Source organism: Luteimonas sp. GW821-FHT14E02 (assembly GCF_058803905.1).
In genome coordinates this window covers 265,834-284,795 of record NZ_JBXAPK010000001.1, presented here as the reverse complement: position 1 = coordinate 284,795, position 18,962 = coordinate 265,834, and the positions used below count along the sequence as shown (strand labels likewise).

General features: G+C 67.5%; 19 protein-coding genes. 11 read left to right on the top strand and 8 right to left on the bottom strand.

Annotated elements, in window-relative coordinates; translation table 11 throughout:
* Window positions 1-17 precede the first annotated feature (17 nt).
* Complete coding sequence (locus tag AC1RNP_RS01140) at window positions 18-464, top strand: NIPSNAP family protein (protein ID WP_493049376.1); 447 nt, start codon at window positions 18-20, stop codon at window positions 462-464.
* 167 nt (window positions 465-631) lie between these two features.
* Here AC1RNP_RS01140 and AC1RNP_RS01135 read toward each other — a convergent pair whose 3' ends face one another.
* The 3 genes from AC1RNP_RS01135 to AC1RNP_RS01125 form a co-directional block, all read right to left on the bottom strand.
* Window positions 632-1,882 (bottom strand): heme biosynthesis protein HemY, encoded by a 1,251-nt coding sequence (locus tag AC1RNP_RS01135; protein WP_493049375.1) that lies wholly within the window; start codon window positions 1,880-1,882, stop codon window positions 632-634.
* A gap of 88 nt (window positions 1,883-1,970) precedes the next feature.
* Window positions 1,971-2,951 carry a uroporphyrinogen-III C-methyltransferase gene (locus AC1RNP_RS01130; RefSeq protein WP_493049374.1) on the bottom strand — a complete coding sequence of 327 codons (981 nt, stop codon included), beginning with the start codon at window positions 2,949-2,951 and terminating at the stop codon, window positions 1,971-1,973.
* Between the two features lie 48 nt (window positions 2,952-2,999).
* The gene (locus AC1RNP_RS01125) at window positions 3,000-3,830 is read right to left on the bottom strand and encodes a uroporphyrinogen-III synthase (protein WP_493049373.1); all 831 of its coding nucleotides are present in this window, start codon (window positions 3,828-3,830) and stop codon (window positions 3,000-3,002) included.
* A gap of 136 nt (window positions 3,831-3,966) precedes the next feature.
* Between AC1RNP_RS01125 and AC1RNP_RS01120 the strand changes: the two genes are divergently transcribed.
* Together AC1RNP_RS01120 and AC1RNP_RS01115 are read left to right on the top strand one after the other, a co-directional pair.
* Window positions 3,967-4,428, top strand: a complete 462-nt coding sequence (locus tag AC1RNP_RS01120) for a YiiD C-terminal domain-containing protein (protein ID WP_493049372.1) — start codon at window positions 3,967-3,969, stop codon at window positions 4,426-4,428.
* Between the two features lie 49 nt (window positions 4,429-4,477).
* Window positions 4,478-4,903, top strand: coding sequence for a hypothetical protein (locus AC1RNP_RS01115; RefSeq protein ID WP_493049371.1), 426 nt, complete (start codon window positions 4,478-4,480; stop codon window positions 4,901-4,903).
* Between the two features lie 259 nt (window positions 4,904-5,162).
* On the opposite strand, the gene AC1RNP_RS01110 is transcribed toward AC1RNP_RS01115, so the two are convergent.
* The gene (locus tag AC1RNP_RS01110; protein ID WP_493049370.1) at window positions 5,163-6,065 is read right to left on the bottom strand and encodes a LysR family transcriptional regulator; all 903 of its coding nucleotides are present in this window, start codon (window positions 6,063-6,065) and stop codon (window positions 5,163-5,165) included.
* A gap of 125 nt (window positions 6,066-6,190) precedes the next feature.
* Between AC1RNP_RS01110 and AC1RNP_RS01105 the strand changes: the two genes are divergently transcribed.
* The 4 genes from AC1RNP_RS01105 to AC1RNP_RS01090 all read left to right on the top strand — a co-directional run bounded on the left by AC1RNP_RS01105 (window position 6,191) and on the right by AC1RNP_RS01090 (window position 10,043).
* Window positions 6,191-7,792: an MFS transporter gene (locus AC1RNP_RS01105; RefSeq protein ID WP_493049369.1), complete on the top strand. Its 1,602-nt coding sequence runs from the start codon at window positions 6,191-6,193 to the stop codon at window positions 7,790-7,792.
* A 127-nt stretch (window positions 7,793-7,919) separates the two neighbouring features.
* Window positions 7,920-8,357, top strand: a complete 438-nt coding sequence (locus tag AC1RNP_RS01100) for a rhodanese-like domain-containing protein (RefSeq protein ID WP_493049368.1) — start codon at window positions 7,920-7,922, stop codon at window positions 8,355-8,357.
* Window positions 8,358-8,489: 132 nt separating this feature from the next.
* Window positions 8,490-8,990 (top strand): protein-export chaperone SecB, encoded by a 501-nt coding sequence (secB, locus tag AC1RNP_RS01095; RefSeq protein ID WP_226467517.1) that lies wholly within the window; start codon window positions 8,490-8,492, stop codon window positions 8,988-8,990.
* An 18-nt stretch (window positions 8,991-9,008) separates the two neighbouring features.
* Complete coding sequence (locus AC1RNP_RS01090) at window positions 9,009-10,043, top strand: NAD(P)H-dependent glycerol-3-phosphate dehydrogenase (protein WP_493049367.1); 1,035 nt, start codon at window positions 9,009-9,011, stop codon at window positions 10,041-10,043.
* Window positions 10,044-10,297: 254 nt separating this feature from the next.
* On the opposite strand, the gene AC1RNP_RS01085 is transcribed toward AC1RNP_RS01090, so the two are convergent.
* On the bottom strand, window positions 10,298-10,876 hold the full coding sequence (locus AC1RNP_RS01085; protein ID WP_493049366.1) for an OmpO family porin: 579 nt from the start codon (window positions 10,874-10,876) through the stop codon (window positions 10,298-10,300).
* Window positions 10,877-11,340: 464 nt separating this feature from the next.
* On the opposite strand from AC1RNP_RS01085, the gene AC1RNP_RS01080 reads away from it, so the two are divergent.
* Window positions 11,341-14,652, top strand: a complete 3,312-nt coding sequence (locus AC1RNP_RS01080) for a YadA family autotransporter adhesin (RefSeq protein WP_493049365.1) — start codon at window positions 11,341-11,343, stop codon at window positions 14,650-14,652.
* A 123-nt stretch (window positions 14,653-14,775) separates the two neighbouring features.
* The gene (locus AC1RNP_RS01075) at window positions 14,776-15,561 is read left to right on the top strand and encodes an outer membrane protein assembly factor BamE (protein WP_493049782.1); all 786 of its coding nucleotides are present in this window, start codon (window positions 14,776-14,778) and stop codon (window positions 15,559-15,561) included.
* Between the two features lie 63 nt (window positions 15,562-15,624).
* Here AC1RNP_RS01075 and AC1RNP_RS01070 read toward each other — a convergent pair whose 3' ends face one another.
* Together AC1RNP_RS01070 and AC1RNP_RS01065 are read right to left on the bottom strand one after the other, a co-directional pair.
* Complete coding sequence (locus AC1RNP_RS01070) at window positions 15,625-16,080, bottom strand: tRNA (cytidine(34)-2'-O)-methyltransferase (protein WP_493049364.1); 456 nt, start codon at window positions 16,078-16,080, stop codon at window positions 15,625-15,627.
* 40 nt (window positions 16,081-16,120) lie between these two features.
* Window positions 16,121-17,068, bottom strand: a complete 948-nt coding sequence (locus AC1RNP_RS01065; protein WP_493049363.1) for a LysR family transcriptional regulator — start codon at window positions 17,066-17,068, stop codon at window positions 16,121-16,123.
* Between the two features lie 78 nt (window positions 17,069-17,146).
* On the opposite strand from AC1RNP_RS01065, the gene gstA reads away from it, so the two are divergent.
* Both gstA and AC1RNP_RS01055 read left to right on the top strand, forming a co-directional pair.
* On the top strand, window positions 17,147-17,776 hold the full coding sequence (gene gstA / locus AC1RNP_RS01060; protein ID WP_493049361.1) for a glutathione transferase GstA: 630 nt from the start codon (window positions 17,147-17,149) through the stop codon (window positions 17,774-17,776).
* 8 nt (window positions 17,777-17,784) lie between these two features.
* The gene (locus AC1RNP_RS01055) at window positions 17,785-18,114 is read left to right on the top strand and encodes a DMT family transporter (protein ID WP_493049360.1); all 330 of its coding nucleotides are present in this window, start codon (window positions 17,785-17,787) and stop codon (window positions 18,112-18,114) included.
* Between the two features lie 55 nt (window positions 18,115-18,169).
* On the opposite strand, the gene AC1RNP_RS01050 is transcribed toward AC1RNP_RS01055, so the two are convergent.
* Window positions 18,170-18,907 (bottom strand): SDR family oxidoreductase, encoded by a 738-nt coding sequence (locus AC1RNP_RS01050; RefSeq protein ID WP_493049359.1) that lies wholly within the window; start codon window positions 18,905-18,907, stop codon window positions 18,170-18,172.
* Window positions 18,908-18,962 lie beyond the last annotated feature (55 nt).

Sequence of the window (18,962 nt, the reverse complement as noted above, 5' to 3'; positions counted from 1 at the left end):
CGATGGAGGGAGCGCTCATGCGCGAAGCGATGGCGACAAGCCGCTGGCGGGCAATCCCGCTCGGGATCGTGATGCTGTTGTGCCTTGCCGCGGGCCAGGCCATTGCCGCCGACAAGCCGGCCACGGATGTGATTCATCAGCTGCGCATCTACGAGATCTTCGACGGCAACAAGCAACAGTTCCATGAGCGCTTCCGCGATCATGCGATGCGCATCATGGCGCGCTACGACTTCAGGATCGTCGCCACCTGGGAATCGAAGAACGAGGATCGCACCGAGTTCGTCTATCTGCTCGAATGGCCCGACAAGCAGACCATGGATGATCGCTGGGCGAAGTTCATGGCGGATCAGGAGTGGGGCGACATCAAGAAGGCGTCGCGCAAGTACGGTGCGATGGTCGGGGAGATCGAGAGCCGTGTGCTGGTGCCGACGGACTATTCGCCGCGCATGAAGCTGATCGACTGATCCGTTTTTCGTTTAAGCGGATACCGATGCTCGTTATTCTCGCGAAAGCAGGAATCCAGTGTCTTTCGATCAGACGAAGCCGGGATAACGGCTAAAGTCGCTAGATTCCCGCCTTCGCGGGAATGACGAGCAAAAAGCGAATAGCGATTTCGCGACGTCACGCGTTCTTACTCGCGCAGGCGCGGCACACCGTGCTGATCGCGCTCCTCGATCCCGGCCTGATCGTAGATCTTCTGTCGCAGATCGCGGCCACCCAGCTCATGCACGGCTTCGCCGCGTGCCGCGCGCAAGGCGTTGGCGTAGCTCTGCCGCGCGCGCGCCTCATCGCCAGCGCTGGTGTAACCGTGGCCGAATTCTTCCCAGGCCTCGCTGCCCGCGCCCTGCGCCAGCGCGCGATGCAGGTAATCCTCGGCCTGCTTCCACTGCCCTTGCGCGCGCGCGAGGCGGGCGAGGGTGAGCAGCAGCGCGGGGCTGGAGGGATGCGCCTGCAGCCAGCGTTCGGCGTTGCCACGACGCTGTTCCAGTCGCTGGATCGGCAGGGTGCCGTAGCTGGTGGCCAGGCGTTCGTCCCAGCGTGATTCCAGCGCCTGTTCGACGGATTTGGCGGCCGCGTCTTCCCAGCGCAGCGCGGCGGCGCGTTCGGCGTAGGCGATGACCACGCCGGCATCCGCTTTCAACGCCTTCGGCAATTGTTCCCAGCGGTCGGCGAGCACGTTGGCGTCGCCGGCCTCGCGCAACGCGGCTTCGGCCCAGCGCGTTTCGAACTCCGACAATTGCGTTTCGGACAGCGCCTGCTGCTGACGCAGCGGACCGAGCAGACCGTAAGCCTGCGCGGCTTGTCCGGAGGCCGCCAGCGCCTGCGCGCGCAATGCCAGACCGCGCGGCGGCAATGGCTGCGCCGCCGGCGCATCGAGCGCGACCAGGGCATCGGTGGGACGGTGTTCGGCCAGCGCGAGTTCGGCGCTGCCGATCGCGCGCACGGCGGCGTGTCGATCCGCGAGCGACTCCAGATGCGCGTTCGCCGCCACGGTGTCGCCGCGCGCGAAGGCGGCTTCGGCGGCGAGGCCGCGCGCGGCGCCGGCGGTCGCATCGTCCTGCGCGGCCTGCGCCAGCAGTTTTTCGGCGCGTGTGTAATGGCCGAGGCGCAGCGCATCGAGACCGTCGCCCAGGCGTGCGCGCGTCTGCCGGTCGCGGCGGCCGCGCCAGGCGCGGAACGGCAGGGAGATCAGTGTCCAGGCCAGCCACAGCACGAACAGGACCGCGACCAGTACCAGCACCGCAGACACCGCGGTCATCGAATATTCCATGCCGCGATAACGCACCAGCACGTAGCCCGGGTCCTGCAGCAGCAGTTGCGCGATCAGCGCGCCGACCAGGGCCAGCACGATCCAGAACAGGAGGTTGCGGAACAGGTTCATCGTGGGGCTCCCTCGATCGCTTGTATCAATCCCGACCGAACGGTGGCTTGGGGTCGCTGAACGTCGCCCGACGCGCGCGGGCGGGCATTCATTTCGCAGCGCGCATCGCGCGCAGTTGCGTCAGGGTGGTGCCGAGCGTCGGCAGGGTGATGTCGAGTTTCAATTCGCGCAATGCGCGTAATTCGGCGCGACGTTCGCGCAGCGCGGGCGATTCCGGCCACAGGCGCGTCACCCAGCCGTCGGCGCGCGTGAGTGCGCGGCGATAACCGTCGCGATCGCGGCGTTCGACCGCGGCCTGCGCCAATGTGATTTCCAGTTGCAGCGCGGCAAGCGCGGCGGCGCGATCGCCCGGTTCCACCGCGACGCTGCTGTTGGCCGGGCGCACCTCGATCAATCGCGAGAACGCGCGGCGCCACCACGGCGCCTGCGGGTCCACGGCCGTCGGCGTGCTCGTCGGCAGGGCTGGCAGCGAGGCCGCGAAGGCATCCAGCCGTCCGGCCGCCACCGCGCGCGGATCGTCGGGCAGCGCGTCGATCGCGCTGCGCTCCTGCGTGAGCGTCTGGCGCAGGCTGAGATAGGCCGGGTCGTGGATGCCTTCCAGCAGCGTCGCCGCCAGCGCGTAGGCGTGACGCGCGCCGCCGAGATCGCCGGCCAGGCGCAGGCGCTGCTGGGCCAGGCCGAGCACGATCTCCAGTTCGTCCAGACGCAATGCCTGCGTGCCGTTGTGCTCGGGATCGGCGAACTTGGACACGCTGTCCTCGATCAGCGCGGCGCGCTGGCCGAGGCCGAGCAGTTCGTCGCGCAGCACGCGGTTGGTGGCATCGCCTTGTTGCAGGCGGCGTCCCTGCGCGCGCTGGTCCTCGCGCAGCGCGTCGGTGCGTGCTTCCAGCGCGGCCAGACGCTGTGTGGATTGCAGTTCGGTGTTGCGCGCATGCGCCCGGTCCTGCTGCCACCAGCGCCAGCCGAACCAACCGGTCGCGCCGAATGCCACCAGCACGAGCAGCCAGAGGAGCGGTGCAGCGCCACCACGTCGTTTTGTGGTGGAGGGAGTGGGTGTGGGCGTGCTCAAAGTCGGAAGCTGGGCGTCGGGGGACGGACAAATCCTAGCGGATCGGCGTCAGCGACGCTGTGCTTGAGCGGCTTTGGCGGCGGCGAGCAGGCTGCGCGGACGCGCGTTGTCGGCGATCGTGATGTCGGTCCAGCCCAGGCCGCGCGCGAGTTCGGCCAGCCGCGCGCTGGCGGCGCTCACCCGCGCGCGGCGCAGGATGGCGGCAGCGTCGGGCGGGAGCGCCGCGAGCAGTGTCTGCAAGGCCTCGCCGCTGCTCAGCATCAGCCAGGCCGGCGTGTCGAGCGCGCGCAGCGTGGCGATGCCGCGCTGCGATGGCGGCACCGGCACGCGTTCGTAGACATCGACGCGATGCAGGCGCGCGCCGCGTCGCTGCAAGGCGGGCGCGATGCGGTCGCGCCCGCCCGGGGCGGTCAGCACGGCGACGTCGGTGCCGCGGATATCGTGCAGTTCCGGCATCGCGAGCAGGCCTTCGCTGTCCATGCGCTCGGGCTTCCAGACGCGGGCGATGCCGGCATGCCGCAGGGCCGCCGCGGTGCCGTCGCCGACGGCGTACCAGCGCTGCCCACGACGTTCGCGCAGCGGCCGCAGCGCCCGTGCCGCGCGCGCGGCCGCGGGACTGGTGACGATGACATGCGGTGCGACCAGCGCCTCGTGTAGGCGCACGCGCGTGGCGTCGTCGTCGCGGACGACGAGCTTCCACGGCGAGAGCGCGATCGTCCGCGCGCCATGCGCCGCCGCCGCGCGCCGCAGCGCTTCGTGGTCGCCGACCGGGCGCAGCGAGATCACGGCGCATCCGGACAACGGCGAGTGGAGCGGCGTTTCCGCAGGCGCCTCCGGAATCGGCGGCGTGGCGGCGCGAATGTGGGAACGGCGCGACATGATGCGGGCCAGCTTGGACATTCGTCGCAACGTCCGCAAGCGAGCTTGCGGCAGAATGGTGTGTTTGGGCATCGGTCCGGGCGCGGCAGCGCGGACGATGGCCGCTTGTGCAATCCCCCACGACTCAAGGTCCCCCATGCCGTCGACAGACGAAGCCCTGCGAGCACTCAACCACCATTACCAGTCCATGCCCCCGGTGGCGACGATGCAGCTCAGCATCGCCGGCTACGACGGCGAGCGCCTGCGCCTGCACGCGCCGCTGGCGCAGCATCTCAACGACAAGGGCAATGCCTTCGGCGGCAGCCTGATCTCGCTGCTGACGCTGGCCTCCTGGGGCCTGGTGACGATGCACGTGCAGGCGGCGGGTCTGGAGGCGGATGTGTACGTCGCCGACAGCGAGGTCCGCTATCTCGCGCCCCTGTACGCCGACATCGAGGCGGTCTCGCAGCTGGCCGAGGACGCGTCCTGGGACGATTTCATCAATATGCTGCGCAGCCGCGGCCGTGCCCGCACCACCCTGGTCGCCCATGTGCCGCTGCCGGACGGACGCATCGCCACCACCTGTCGTTCCCGTTACGTGGCGATCCTCAAATCGTGAACGTCGCGGCACTGCTACGATGTGGCCCTTCATTGGGGAGGCGATCGTGATGCGGGCTTTGAAATCGATGGGTCTGGCGGGATTGGTGCTCCTGCTGACATGCCTGGTCGGCGCCTGCGCCACCTCCAAGAGGAACATGAAGTTCGACGAGGCGGTGTATGCCTATTCGGCGGCGATCCGCTGGGGGGATTTCGAAGGTGCCTGGACGATGGTCGATCCGGAGTACCGCAAGGAACATCCGATCACCGACCTGCAGCTGGAGCGCTACAAGCAGATCCAGGTGTCCGCCTATCGCGACATCGCCACCAAGAACGGAGCCGAAGGCACCGTGTTGCGCGAGATCTTCATCGGCGTGATCAACAAGCACGACATGTCCGAACGCAGCGCGCGTTACACCGAGCGCTGGCGTTACGACGAGGCCACCAAGACGTGGTGGCTGACGGTGGGCTTGCCAGATTTCTGGCAGGGCGAGTGACCGCGCTAGCCGATGCCCTATCGGCATCGGCTGCGGTCGCGAGCGCCCGGCCATGGATGGCCGGGCTGGACGTTCCGAAGCCAGCGTAGTGACGCCAAGGATGGCAGCGAAGCTCTTGTCGAAGCGGACCGATGCCCTATCGGCATCGGCTGCGGTCGCGAGCGCCCGGCCATGGATGGCCGGGCCGGACGTTCCGAAGCCAGCGTAGTGACGCCAAGGATGGCAGCAACGACTCCTTCTCGCACAGTTCCAGGCATCGTCAGTTGTGGGATTCCTTCACGAACAGACGCTCGCTGATGAAATCCAGGAACACCCGCGACTTCGGCGACATGTAGCGATGCGCCGGCCATAACGCCCAGAACTGCCCGTGCTGCGTTTCGAAACCGGGCAGCACGCGCTTGAGCGCGCCGGAGGCCAGGTAGTCGCGGGCCAGGATGTCGGCGGTGTAGACGATGCCGAGGCCGTGCACCGCCGCCAGCAAGGTCGCTTCGCTGTTGTTGCAGACCATCGCCGCGGGCAGATGCGGCGGTGCCTCGCCCGGCGCCAGGCGCAGTGACCACTCCTGCAGCTTGCCGCTGTCGGCGAAGCGGAAGAGGAGGCAGTCATGCGCTTCCAGATCCGCCGGCACGCGGGGTTCGCCGCGCCGCGCCAGATAATCCGGGGAGGCGCACAGCAGGAAGCAGAACGGCCCGAGCCGGCGTGCGCGCAGACGCGAGTCGGGCATGTCGCCGCTGCGGATCACCATGTCGAACCGGCCTTCGATGACGTCGACGATCTGGTCGTTGAAGTCCAGATCCAATTCGATCTCGGGATAGCGCGCACGGAATTCGCCCAGCACCGGCACCAGGAAGCGGTAGCCCACCGTCGGCAGGCTAACGCGCAAGCGGCCGCGCGGCGTCTGCATGGTGTGGGTGAGCATGGCCTCGGCGTCTTCCAGCTCGTTCAGCAGCGGCCGGCAGCGCTCGTAGAACTGCTGGCCCTCCTCGGTCAGGCGCACATTGCGGGTGTTGCGCTGGAGCAGGCGCACGCCGAGTTGCTGCTCGAGCTTGGCCACGCTCTTGCCGATCGCGGAGGAGGACACGCCGAGGGCGCGCCCGGCGGCGACGAAGCTGCGCAATTCGGCGGTGCGGACGAAGGCCAGCAAGCTGCCCAGCTTGTCCATGCGGCGGGTCTCCGGTGTAGCGAGGACCCATTATGTCGATTTGCTCCATAAAGCTTGAACCAGATCGACATTTTTCCCCGATTGCGGACGATCTAGGCTGTAGTTCCCTCGCTCCCCCTCTCCCCATGTCCTCGCCACTGCCGCCGGCGGTTTCGTCCGGCCGTTTCGATCGTTTCCTGATTCTGGGCGCCGTCTGCCTGGCCTCGCTGTCCCTGCCCATGAGCTTCACCGCGCCGCCGATCGCGATTCCGGCCATCGCGGCCGAGCTCGGTGGCAGCCCGGTGGCGCTGAACTGGATGACCAATGCCTTCATGCTCGCGATCGCCAGCAGTCTGATGGCGGCGGGCGCGCTCGCTGACGCTTACGGGCGTAAGCGGGTGTTCGCCATCGGCATCATCTCCTTCGCCGTCGTGTCGCTGCTGCTGTCGCTGGTGCCGAATCTGATCGCGCTCAATGCACTGCGCTTCGCGCAAGGCATCGCCGCGGCGCTCGCGTATGCGGGCGGCACCGCGGCCTTGTCGCAGGAGTTTCATGGTCCGGCGCGCATTCGCGCCTTCAGCATGATCGGCACCAGTTTCGGTCTCGGTCTGGCCTTCGGCCCGAGCCTGGCCGGCTGGCTGGTGGAGTCGTTCGGCTGGCGCTCGATGTTCCTGGCGAGCGTGACGATCGCGCTGCTGGCGATCGTGTTCGGCGTGCCGCGCCTGCGCGAATCGCGCGATCCCAACGCCGCCGGCCTGGACTGGCCCGGAACGCTGACCTCGGCGGTGATGCTGGCACTGCTCACGATCGGGGTGCTCGGAGCGCCCGATCGCGGCTGGGGAGATCCGTGGACGATCGCCGCCTTGTTCGGCGCGGCAGTCTTCCTGGCGGTGTTCGTGTGGGTGGAGATGCGCTCGGCGCGGCCGATGCTGGATCTGAGCCTGTTCCGCTACCGCAGCTTCGTCGGCGTGCAGTTGCTGCCGATCGGGACGGGCTTTTGCTATCTCCCCCTCATCGTCATTCTCCCGGTGAGCCTGATCGGCATCCATGGCTACTCGGCGCTCGAGGCGGGCCTGCTGATGCTCGCGTTGTCCGCGCCGATGCTGGTGGTGCCGTTCCTGTCCGCCTTGCTGAGCCATCGCGTCAGCGCCGGCGCCTTGTGCGGCGTGGGGCTGTTGCTTGCCGCGGGGGGATTGGTGTGGATGGGCACGGTGGTGTCCGATCCGACGTCCGCGCGCCTGATCGGGCCGATGCTGGTGATCGGGGTCGGTTCGGCGATTCCATGGGGTCTGATGGATGGTCTGGCCATCAGCGTGGTGCCCAAGGAGCGCGCCGGCATGGCGATCGGCGTGTTCGGCGCCTGCCGCGTTTCCGGCGAAAGCATCGCGATCGCGGTGGCCGCCGTGACCTTTGCCGGGTTGATCGGGTTGCGGCTATCCGACGTCAGCGGCGGCCATCTGATCGATGCCGGCGCGCTCTCCGAGGCGGGGCAGCGGCTGGCCACCGGCGATGCGCGTCCGGCGCAGGCCCTGCTGTCCTGGCTCGATCCCGCCACGCTGATGCATGGCTACGACACCGCGTTCGCCTGGCTGATGTACGTGCTGGCGGGCGCCACGGCGGTGATCGCCGGGGTCGCCTACCTCATGCTCGGCAACGCGTCGGCGCACGAGCCGGTCGCGATGGAGGACGTCGCCGTGACGGAACCACGCGGCGACGAGGACCTCTGCCCGGAAGGCCCCGCCTGCTGATCGCGCGGACCGGTTTCGCGCATTGCGATCGTGGCCGGCAGTCCCGGGCCACGATCGTTCGGGGAGACGCTGAGCACGACCGTCCGCTCATGCGACAATCCCCGCCCCGTTGCATCCTTGCCATTCCGTGACCCTCGACGAACTGCTGGCCTTCGCCGGCCGCAACCCCCTCCTCTCGACCGCCCTGGCCGGTCTGACCGTCGCGATCATCGCCAACGAGATCGCGCAGCTGTTCCGCGGCTACAAGACCGTGCGCGCGGCCGAACTCACCGCGCTGATCAATCGCGACAACGCGCTCGTGGTGGACCTGCAGCCGATCGCCGACTTCGAGAAGGGCCACATCCCGGGCGCGAAGAACGTGCAGATGAGCCAGTTCGACCCGGAGAACAAGCAGCTGGCGGCGGCGAAGGCACTGCCGGTGGTGCTGGTCTGCAAGACCGGCCAGACCTCCGGCGATGCCGCCAAGCGGCTGAAGAAGGCAGGTTTCGAGCGCGTCTACGTGCTCGATGGCGGCATCGGCGGCTGGCTGCAGGCCGATCTGCCGCTGGCCAAGGGCAAAAAGTAAGCCGCTACCAGCAAGCCACGCGAAGACGCCGCGTCCGCCGCAGATCGGTCACCGATTGCGTGCGATAATCACCCTCTTTTCCCGTTTCTATCCCGCTTCTTTACTCAAGTTCCCAGCCGGAGTGCACTCGAAATGTCCGACCAAGCCCAGAACGGCGCCGCCCCGGTCGCCAATGGCCCGCAGTTCAGCGTCGAGAAGATCTACATCAAGGATGTTTCCTTCGAGGCGCCCAACGCGCCCGCCGTGTTCAATGAACAGGGCCAGCCGCAGCTTCAGATGAATCTCAACCAGCGCGTGCAGCGCTTGAACGACACCGCCTTCGAAGTGGTGCTCGGCGTCACTTTGACCTGCACCGTCAACGAGAAGACCGCGTATCTGGCCGAAGTGCAGCAGGCCGGCGTGTTCGGCCTCGCCGGGTTCGACGAGAACGTGCTCGACGCCATGCTCGGCACGCACTGCCCGAACGTGCTGTATCCCTACGTGCGCCAGACCATCGGCGACCTGATCCAGGCCGGCGGCTTCCCGCCGTTCCTGCTGCAGCCGATCAACTTCGACGCGCTGTACGCCGAAGGCCTGCGCCAGCGCGCCCAGCAGGGCGATCTGGCCAACAGCGAGACCGCCGGCAACGCTTGATCTGCCGCGAGGGCGGTCATGACGTCAGCGGGACAGGACACATTGTCGGTCGCGGTGCTCGGCGCGGGCTCCTGGGGCACCGCGCTGGCAGCGCTGGTCGCGCGCCATCAACATCGCACGGTCCTGTGGGGCCGTGACGAGGCGGTGATCGCCGCCATCGACGAACGCCACGAGAACTCGCGTTACCTGCCCGGCATCGCACTGCCGGCGTCGCTGCGCGCCACCACCGATCTGGTCGCCGCGCTGCGTGATGCCGATCTGGTGCTGGTCGTGGTGCCGTCACATGCGTTCGCCGAAACCTTGCGCGAGCTGGCGCCGCATCGTCCCGCGCACGCGGGCGTGGCGTGGGCGACGAAGGGTTTCGAACCCGGTTCCGGGCGTTTCCTGCATGAAGTCGCAGGCGAGGTGCTGGGTCCCGGCGTGCCGCTGGCCGTGGTCACCGGACCGTCGTTCGCGAAGGAAGTCGCGCTCGGCCTGCCGACCGCGCTCACCGTGCATAGCAACGACGAGGAATTCGGCCAGCAGGTCGCCGACGTGCTGCACGGCCCCGCCTTCCGCGCCTACACCGGCGACGACATGCGTGGCGCCGAACTCGGCGGCGCGATGAAGAATGTGTTGGCGGTCGCCACCGGCGTCGCCGACGGCATGAATCTCGGACTCAATGCGCGCGCCGGCCTGATCACGCGCGGCCTCAACGAAATGCTGCGGCTCAATCTCGCCATCGGCGGACGCGCGGAAACGCTGATGGGCCTCGCCGGCCTCGGCGATCTGGTGCTCACCTGCACCGGCGATCTCTCGCGCAATCGCCGCCTCGGCCTCGCGCTCGGCCGCGGCCAGACGCTCGACGATGCCGTGCGCGAAATCGGGCAGGTCGTCGAGTCCGTGCAGACTGCCGACGAAGTGATGCGCCTGGCCGATCGCCATGGCGTTGAACTGCCGATCGCCCGCAACGTGCGTGACGTGCTGCATGGCGACATCACGCCGGCCGAAGGCCTCGCGCGCCTGCTCGCGCGCGAGCAGAAGGCGGAATATCCCACCGACCTGTTCCACTGACAGCAAGTTCGCTGTCGGCGCGACATCGCGTCCGCAATCTTTTCGCCGTCATTTCCGCGAACGCGGGAATCCAGCGACTTTCGTTTTTGGTTTGCCGCGCCGGCCAGGAAGACGCTGCATTCCTGCGTTCGCAGGAATGACGGGCAAAAGACGATAAAGACAATAAAAAGGCCCGGCCATTGCTGGCCGGGCCTGGTCGCGACGCGTTTAGAGGGAGAGAGAGAACGCGGCGCGGTGAGCGGTGTCGCGCTGGCTTACCAGCTGACGCGCGGACCGACGAACCACTGCACATCGCCGCCCTTGATCAGCTTGGCGTCGGCGGAAATGCCCCAGGTCTGGTTGAACTTCACCTGCGCGCCGAGGCGGCCGTAGAAGTCGTGGTTGTCTTCCAGCACGTACTTGGCCTTGTCGTCGTAGTGCTCGTAACCGGCCAGTGCGTAGCCTTCCAGGTTCGGCAGCAGCGAGGCACGCACGCCGACCTCGGCGCTGTAGCCGTCGAAGTCGAAGCCGTGGCCGGCGTCGAACTTCTCGTAGGCCACGCGCGAGAGCAGGTCGACCTTCGGCGAGATCTCGCGGTTGTAGCCGACGCCGACGCGCCACTGGTCGAAGTCGGTGCTGGTGTCGTCGATTTCCTGGTTGCTGTAGGCGCCGAACAGGTGGAAGTTCGGATGCACGACGACTGAGCCGTCGATGCCCCAACCGTCGGCATCGGCGCCGTCGGTGTTGGTCGCGGCATAGCCGCCCTGGACATAGTTGTAGGACACGCCTTCAGCGGCGGAAGCAGCAAATGGCACAGCCGCCGCCAGCGCGAGGGCAAGCAGATAGCGTTTCATGGGGGAGTCTCTCTAGAGGGTGGTTCTTGTTCTTGGTTTTTTTAAAAGAACCGGCCCAGGCGTCCTAGGGGAGGGAGAGAACCGTTGAGGGGAATCACGGCGACGCCTGGACCGGTGACGCGCATTTTCCCCCGGGTGCGGCAACGCGGACTGAATAATGAACTGAAAAGTACAGGAACTTTTCAGCATGGGCGGGGTCATGCGCCGCCCTCGATTGCCGCCCGGGCGACGCTCGGCGCGTCACACAAAAAGCCTAAAAAGCCCGTTCTCAAGGGGACGCGGAGGACATCCGCGCGTCGGGACTCGGCCGTTCACCGCTCAATAATGTGACGTTTGTCATATTTTAAGAGACGACTTCGTCACATCAGCGGATGGGGAGACAGTCGTTGCAACCAGGCCAGTGCCGACATTCGACCGGTGCTTCGGGCGCTTTGGCGTCATTCAACAGAGAGCGAGTGCAACGCATGAACAAGCTATACCAAGGGGGGCGCGATTGCGTCCGCGGAGCGGCTTCCAAGCCGATGGTCAAGGAAACCGGCATGCGCGGGGGGAAGCTGCGCCTGACGGCACAAGGGTCGGCCCTGCTGGCCGCGGGCCTGCTGGTCGGCGGTTGGCTGGTGCCGACGCAGCAGGCGCAAGCACAGGTGTACTGCGTCGATGCGGCCGGCAATCCGGTCGATCCGGCGGGCGCGGAAGGCAGTGATTCGGTGACCTGCGGCCCCAACGCGCAGGCGATCGGCCCCAACAGCGTGGCGGTCGGCAATGGCGCGAAAGCCGACGCGGCCAGCGCCGTCGCGATCGGCGTGGACGCCCATGCGGTGGCGGTGAGCAGCGTCGCGATCGGCAGCCTGGCGGTCGCCAACGACACCAACAGCCTCGCCCTCGGCGCGAACACGAGCGCCACCGGCACCAGCAGTATCGCCCTGGGCGATCGCGCCGCCAGCAACGGCGCCAACGCGTTGGCGCTGGGCGCGAACACGAGTGCCACCGGGACCAGCAGCGTCTCGCTTGGCGATCGTTCGGTCGCCAACGGCGACAACACGCTCGCGCTTGGCGCCAACACGCAGGCCACCGCGACCAGCGCCGCCGCCATCGGCGATCGCGCCGCGGCCAGCGGCATCAATTCGGCCGCCCTCGGCGCGAACACGCAGGCCACGGCCACCAGCAGCGTGGCGCTTGGCGACAGCGCGGTGTCCAACGGCGTGAACGCGTCGGCGCTCGGCGCGAACAGCCAGGCGCTCGCGGTCAGCTCGGTCGCGGTCGGCGACAGCGCCATCGCCAACGGCGCCAACGGCATCGCGATCGGTTCCAACGCCACCACCGCGGCCGTCGAGGACGCCACGGCGATCGGCAAGAACACGCTCGCCAGCGGCACCGGCGCGGTCGCGCTCGGCGGCGACGCCGTCACCGGCGCGCAGGCGACGGGTAACTACGCGCTCGCCTTCGGTGCGAACAGCGCCGCCAGCACGCTCAACGCGGTGGCGGTCGGCAACAATGCGCAGGCGACCGGCGAACAGGCCACCGCGCTCGGCGCCGACACTATCGCCAGCGGCGAGCAGAGTATCGCCTCGGGCGTGGGCAGCACGGCCAGCGGCAACGGCAGCGTCGCTTCGGGCGCGCTGAGCGTGGCGTCGAACAACGAAACCACGGCGTTGGGTTACTTCAGCACGGCTTCCGGCGACAGCGCTGCGGCGGTCGGTGCGGAAAGCACGGCCAGTGGCGATTTCAGTTCGGCGTTCGGTTTCGGCGCCAATGCCAGTGAAGCCAACAGCGTGGCGTTGGGCGCGAACAGCACCACGACGGCAGCGGTGGCCACGCCGAGCGGTGTCATCGACGGCACGACGTACACCTATGCGGGCGGTGCGCCAGCAGGCGTGGTGAGCGTAGGTGCGCCGGGCGCGGAGCGTCAGATCCAGAACGTCGCGGCGGGACAGGTCAGCGCGACCAGCACCGATGCGGTGAACGGTTCGCAGCTGTATGCCACCAATCAGGCGATTGAGAACCTGACGAGCACGATCGAAGTGGGGCAGGTGCACTATTTCAGCGTCAACGACGATGGCGTGCAGGCCGGCAACTACAACAATGATGGTGCCACCGGGCAGAATTCGATTGCCATTGGGCCAGATGCAAGTGCGCAGAACTACAACACTACAGCGATGGGCACGCTCTCCAAGGCGACGGGCATCGCGGCAACGGCCATAGGTGATCGGGCAGTTGCAAGTGGAATCCAGGCAACCGCCGTGGGATCGCAAACAAATGCACTGGGTTTCCATTCGAGTGCCATTGGCACAGATGCTCGAGCGGAGAACGACGGCGATACCGCAGTAGGTAACCGTGCTTTTGCATCCTCTGGTTCTGCGACTGCGCTTGGCGATCAATCCTCAGCCGTAGGCGCCAACTCCATAGCCATAGGGAAATACTCCTATGCCGCTGAAGAAAGTGCGATCGCCATTGGTACCTCGCGGGCATATGGCGAGAAATCCATAGCTATCGGTACGTCGCAAGCAGACGGTGTAGAGAGCGTGTCGGTGGGCTCGCAGGCTTCCGCATCCGGCGATCGGAGTCTTGCTTTCGGCTCGGATGCAGAGGCTTCGGCATTGAATGCTTTGGCCATCGGCGCCGGCGCGCAGGCCGTCCATGGCAACAGCGTGGCACTCGGCGCGGGCTCGGCCACCACGGTGGGCGCGCAGAGCGGCTACAACGCCGCGTATGTGGGCAGCAGCAATTCGACGGGCGAAGTGAACGTCGGTGGCCGCACCGTCACCGGCGTGGCACCGGGCATCGCCGGCACCGACGCGGTGAACGTCGATCAGCTCAAGGCGGGCGTGGATTCGGCCAACGAGTACACCAACACGCAGATCAGCACCGTCAACACGCGCATCGACAACCTCGACAACCGCGTCACTAATATCGAAGGCGACATCACCGACATCAAGGGTGACATCACCAATATCGACAACCGGGTGACGGACATCGAGGGCTCGGTCACTGAGATCAGCAACACCGTCAACCAGTTCGACAACCGCATCACCAATGTCGAGAACGGGTCGAGCGGCATGTTCCAGGTCAGCCAGGACCACAACACGCCGCCGCCGAAGCCCACGGGCACCAACTCCGCCGCCGGTGGCGCCGGCGCGGTGGCCTCGGGCAACAACGCGCTGGCCGTCGGCAACGACAGCACTGCGTCGGGCAACAACAGCACGGCGCTGGGCACGGGTTCCACGGCGTCCGGCGCGAGCAGCGCCGCGATCGGCCAGGGCGCCAACGCCTCGCACGGCAACAGCGTGGCGCTCGGCGCGGGCTCGTCCACGACGGTGGGCGCGCAGACCGACTACAACGCCGCCTACGTCGGCAACAGCACGTCGACGGGCGAAGTGAACGTCGGCGGCCGCACGATCACCGGCGTGGCGCCGGGCATCGCCGGCACCGACGCGGTGAACGTCAACCAGCTCAGCGCCGGCGTGAACTACGCCATCAACCAGGCCAACCAGTACACCGACAACCGCATCAGCCAGATCGAGAACGATGTGTGGAACATCGATCGCGGCTATCGCGGCGCCACCGCCTCGGCGATGGCGATGGCCGGTTTGCCGCAGGCCTATCTGCCGGGCAAGAGCATGCTGGCGGTCGGTTTCGGCGGCTATCAGAGCGAGTACGGCATGGCCGTGGGCCTGTCAGGCATCACCGAGAACGGACGCTACGTCTACAAGGCCCAGGCCAGCGGCAACACCGTGCGCGACTGGGGCTTCTCGGTCGGCGCCGGCATCCAGTGGTAAGGGGGCGCAGCGCGGCACGCGGCGGTCGTGTGGCCGCCGCGTGTCTGCGCGCACCGTAATCGATGACATTCGAATCTGGGGTACGACAACATGAAGTTTGATTTTTCTGTGGGTAAGCAAGGAATGCTGGCCGTGAGCGTCATGGCGATCGCGTTGACGGCCTGCGGCACGCGGCATGTCAGCCGCGACATCGGCGACGATGGCCGCGCGGGCGAGGTGATCTTCCCGAAGGTGGAGGACATCGTGCTGAAGGAAGGCACGTTCCCGAACCTCGACAATTTGCGCGCGGTCGCTCCGGGCGTGACCAAGGATCAGCTGTACGATCTGCTCGGCCGTCCGCACTTCCGCGAAGGCTATGCCGGCGTGCGCGAGTGGGATTATCTCTTCCACTTCCGCAAGGACGACGGCACTGTGGACACCTGCCAGTACAAGGTGATCTTCGACAAGGACTACCACGGCCAAAGCTTCCACTGGGCGCCGGAGTCGTGCGCGGACGTGCTGAAACCGGCGGCGCCGGCCGTCGCGCCCGCGCCGGTCGCGCAGAGCAAGCCGATCTCGCTGTCGGCCGATGCGATGTTCGCGTTCGGCAAGGCCGAACTCTCGCCGCAGGGCCGCAGTGAACTGTCGGCGTTGGCCGCGCAGCTCAAGTCGGCGTCCTCGGCGCGCGCCACCGTGATCGGTCACACCGATCGCATCGGCAATGAAGCGGCCAACCAGGCGTTGTCGGAACAGCGCGCGCAGGCGGTGCGGCAGTTCCTGCTCGATCAGGGCGTGACCGCGGCGATCACCGCCGAGGGTCGCGGCGAACGCGAGCCGGTAAAGGAATGCGAGGAGCAGCCGCGCAAGGCATTGATCGCTTGCCTGGCGCCGAATCGCCGCGTCGAGATCGCGGTCGAAGGCAACCAGTAAGCGCGCGCTTCGTGAGCCCGCACATCGCGCGACCGGCGACGGTCGCGCGATGACGTTGCATCGTCAGACGAAACCGAGCTGCCGCCACGCCTCGAACACCACCACCGCTACGGCGTTGGAGAGGTTGAGGCTGCGGTTGTTCGGCCGCATCGGCAGGCGCAGGCGTTGCGCTTCCGGCACCGTGTCGATCACTTCGGGCGGAAGCCCGCGCGTTTCCGGCCCGAACAGGAACGCATCGTTCTCAACGAAGCGCGGCTGGTCGTAGCGCACGGCGTTGCGCGTGGAGAGGGCAAACAGGCGTGGCGGCGCGATCGCCTGCAATGCTGCGTCCAGTGATGTGTGCACGCGCACCGGCGCATACTCGTGATAGTCGAGTCCGGCGCGGCGCAGCTGCTTGTCCTCCAGCGTGAAACCGAGCGGCGCGATCAGATGCAGTCGCGCGCCGGTGTTGGCGCACAGGCGGATCACGTTGCCGGTGTTGGGCGGAATTTCCGGCTGGTAGAGCAGGACGTCGAACATATGGCGATTGTAAGAGGCGGGTGGGTGCGCGTCGTTCGCGTCAGCGATCCGCGAACACGCTCTCGCGCCCGGTGAACAACGCGTCCTGCGCGCGCAGGTGCTCGAACAGGAATTCGCCCAGCACGCGGAGGCGCCGCGCCTGCCGCAGGTCCGGATGCGTGATCAACCACAGCGGCACCGCGGCGTCGTCGAGCGTGGCGCCGACGCGCCGCAGCGCGGGTTCGCGATCGGCGAGATAGCAGGGCAGGGCGGTCATGCCCATGCCGGCCTTCGCCGCCTGCAGCAGTGCGAGCAGGGAATCGCCGCGATGCACGATGCGTTCGCGCGCCACGTGCGCGGCGATCCAGCGCGCGCTGCCCACGTGCGAGAGCGATTCGTCGGGCACGATCCAATCGTGTTCGGCGAAATCCTCATCGCCGAGGCCGCGTTGCATCTGTCGCGCGAGATACTCCGGCGTGGCGTAGCGCGCGATCGCGACCGTCGTCATCTGTCGTGCGATCAGATGGTCCGGTACCGTGGCCGTGGGGCGGATCGCCATGTCGGCATCGCGCCGGCTCAGGTCGAAGATGGCATTGCCGGCGGCGACTTCGATCACGATGCCCGGTTCGAGCCGGCGGAACTCGGCGAACAGCGGCGCGACGATGTGCAGCAGGGTGTCGGTGGTGGTGACGCGGATGCGGCCGGACAGGCGCAGATCCTCGCCGAGCAGGCGGCGGTCGAGCGCGTCGAGTTCCTCGCCGATGCGGTCGGCGGCGGCGATGGCGATCTCGCCGGCAGGCGTGGGCGAGTAGCCGCCGCGCGCGCGGTCGAACAGGCGCGCGCCGATGCGCGCCTCCAGCGCGGCCAGGCGGCGGAAGGCCGAGGAGTGATCCACGCCCAGCCGCTTCGCCGCGCCGCCCAGGCTGCCGCGATCGGCGATGGCCAGGAGCAGGCGGAGGTCATCGAGCGCGATGCCGCCCGTGGAGGTGGTTGTTTTCTTTTTACGCAAACTAGATGTTCTTTTTTGCCATATTGGTTTGCGGAGAATACAACAACATCCTTGGACTCCCCATCCCGGAGTCCCGTCATGAAGCTCTACTACGCCACCAACAGCTGCTCGCTTTCACCCCACATCATCGCCAATGAGGCTGGCATCTCCCTCGAACTGGAAAAGGTGAACATCACCAAGGCTCCGCATTTGACGGAAGCCGGGCAGGATTTTGCCGAGATCAATCCGAAGGGCTACGTGCCGGCGCTGCGCCTGGACGACGGCCGCCTGCTGACCGAGGGCGTGGCCATCGCCCTATACCTGGCCGACCGAGCGCCACAGAGCGGGCTGGCCCCGGCCGAGGGCACGCCCGAGCGCTACCGCCTGCTGGAATGGCTCACCTTCATCAGCAGTGAATTGCACAAGGCCTACAGCCCCTGGCTGTTCCATCCCGAACTCGGCGAGACGGCGCAGCAGGCCGCGCGCGCGAAGATCGCCGACCGGCTGGCGCTGATCGAAAAACACCTGGCCACGAATGCCTATCTGCTCGGCGAGCAGTTCAGTGCCGCCGACGCCTACGCCTTCACCGTGATCGGCTGGTCGAAGTGGACCCGCGTCGACCTGACGCCGTATCCGCGCCTGCGCGACTACCTGCAGCGCATCGCCGCGCGTCCGCACGTGCGCGAGGCGATGCGCGCGGAAGGCATGGCGATCGCGGCGGCGGCCTGAGCATCGCCATGAGCCACGCACTCGCATGGGGAATGCTGCTCGTCGCCGGCGTGCTCGACGTGCTGTGGGCGCTGGCGATGAAGCAGGCCGAGGGCTACACGCGGCTGGGCTGGAGCCTGGTGTCGCTGTTGCTGCTCGGCGCGTTCGTCTGGTTGCTGGGCAGGAGCCTGAGCGTGCTGCCGGTCGGCACCGCCTACGCGGTGTGGACCGGGATCGGCGCGGTGGGCACGGTGCTGACAGGGGCGTGGTTGTTTGGCGAATCGCTGGGCGCGGCGCGTTTGAGCGGTGTCGCGCTGGTGCTCGCGGGCATCGTGGTGCTGAAGCTGGCGCCGGGGTGACGCCCGCTGCCGCCATTCCCGCCTTCGCGGGAATGACGGGCAAAAGCAGTGACGTTCACCAAGGCAGTTCGCGGCCCTGCCAGTCGAAGAAATGTCCGCTCTGCGCAGTCGTCGCGCCATCGATCACGCGCAGCAAGCCGCTCACCGCATCGGCGGCCGGCACCGTGGCATCGCGCCCGCCCATGTCGGTCTGCGCCCAACCCGGATGCAGCGCGATCACGGGAATGCCACGCGGCGCCAGCGCCTGCGCCAGCAACGCGCTGACCATGTTCAACGCGGCCTTGCTGATGTTGTAGCTCGGCGTGCCGAAACGGCTCACGCCGGCGATGGAGCCAAGTTGCGAACTGAGATTGGCGACCTTCCCGCCATCGGCGAGCGACTCGGCCAGCGCCTGCGTCAGCAGTAGCGGGCCCATGGCATTGGTGCGGAAGCTGTCCTCGACGATGCTCGCGCTCAGGCGCCCGAAGCGTTCGCCCGAATGCAGCACGCCGGCATTGTTGATCAGCAGGTCGAGCTTGCCCGGTCCGCTCCCGTCCTGCTCGCCGTCGTCCTGGCCGCCCAGCACCAGCGGCAGCTCGCGCGCCAGTTCGAGATGGGTTTTCGGATCGGCCACGTCCAGCGGCAGCAAGTGCAGGCGCCCCGGATGGCTGCCGGCGAGGGCATTGAGCGCGGCGGCCTTGCCCGGTTTGCGGCAGGCCGCGATCACGTGATCGCCGCGCGCCAGCAACTGGCGGACGAATTCGAGCCCGAGGCCACGGTTGGCGCCGGTCACCAGGCAGTGTCGGGAAGCCATGGGGGAAGTCTATAACGTCCGGGAGCCGCGAAACCCCCACAGGACTTGTGGCCTA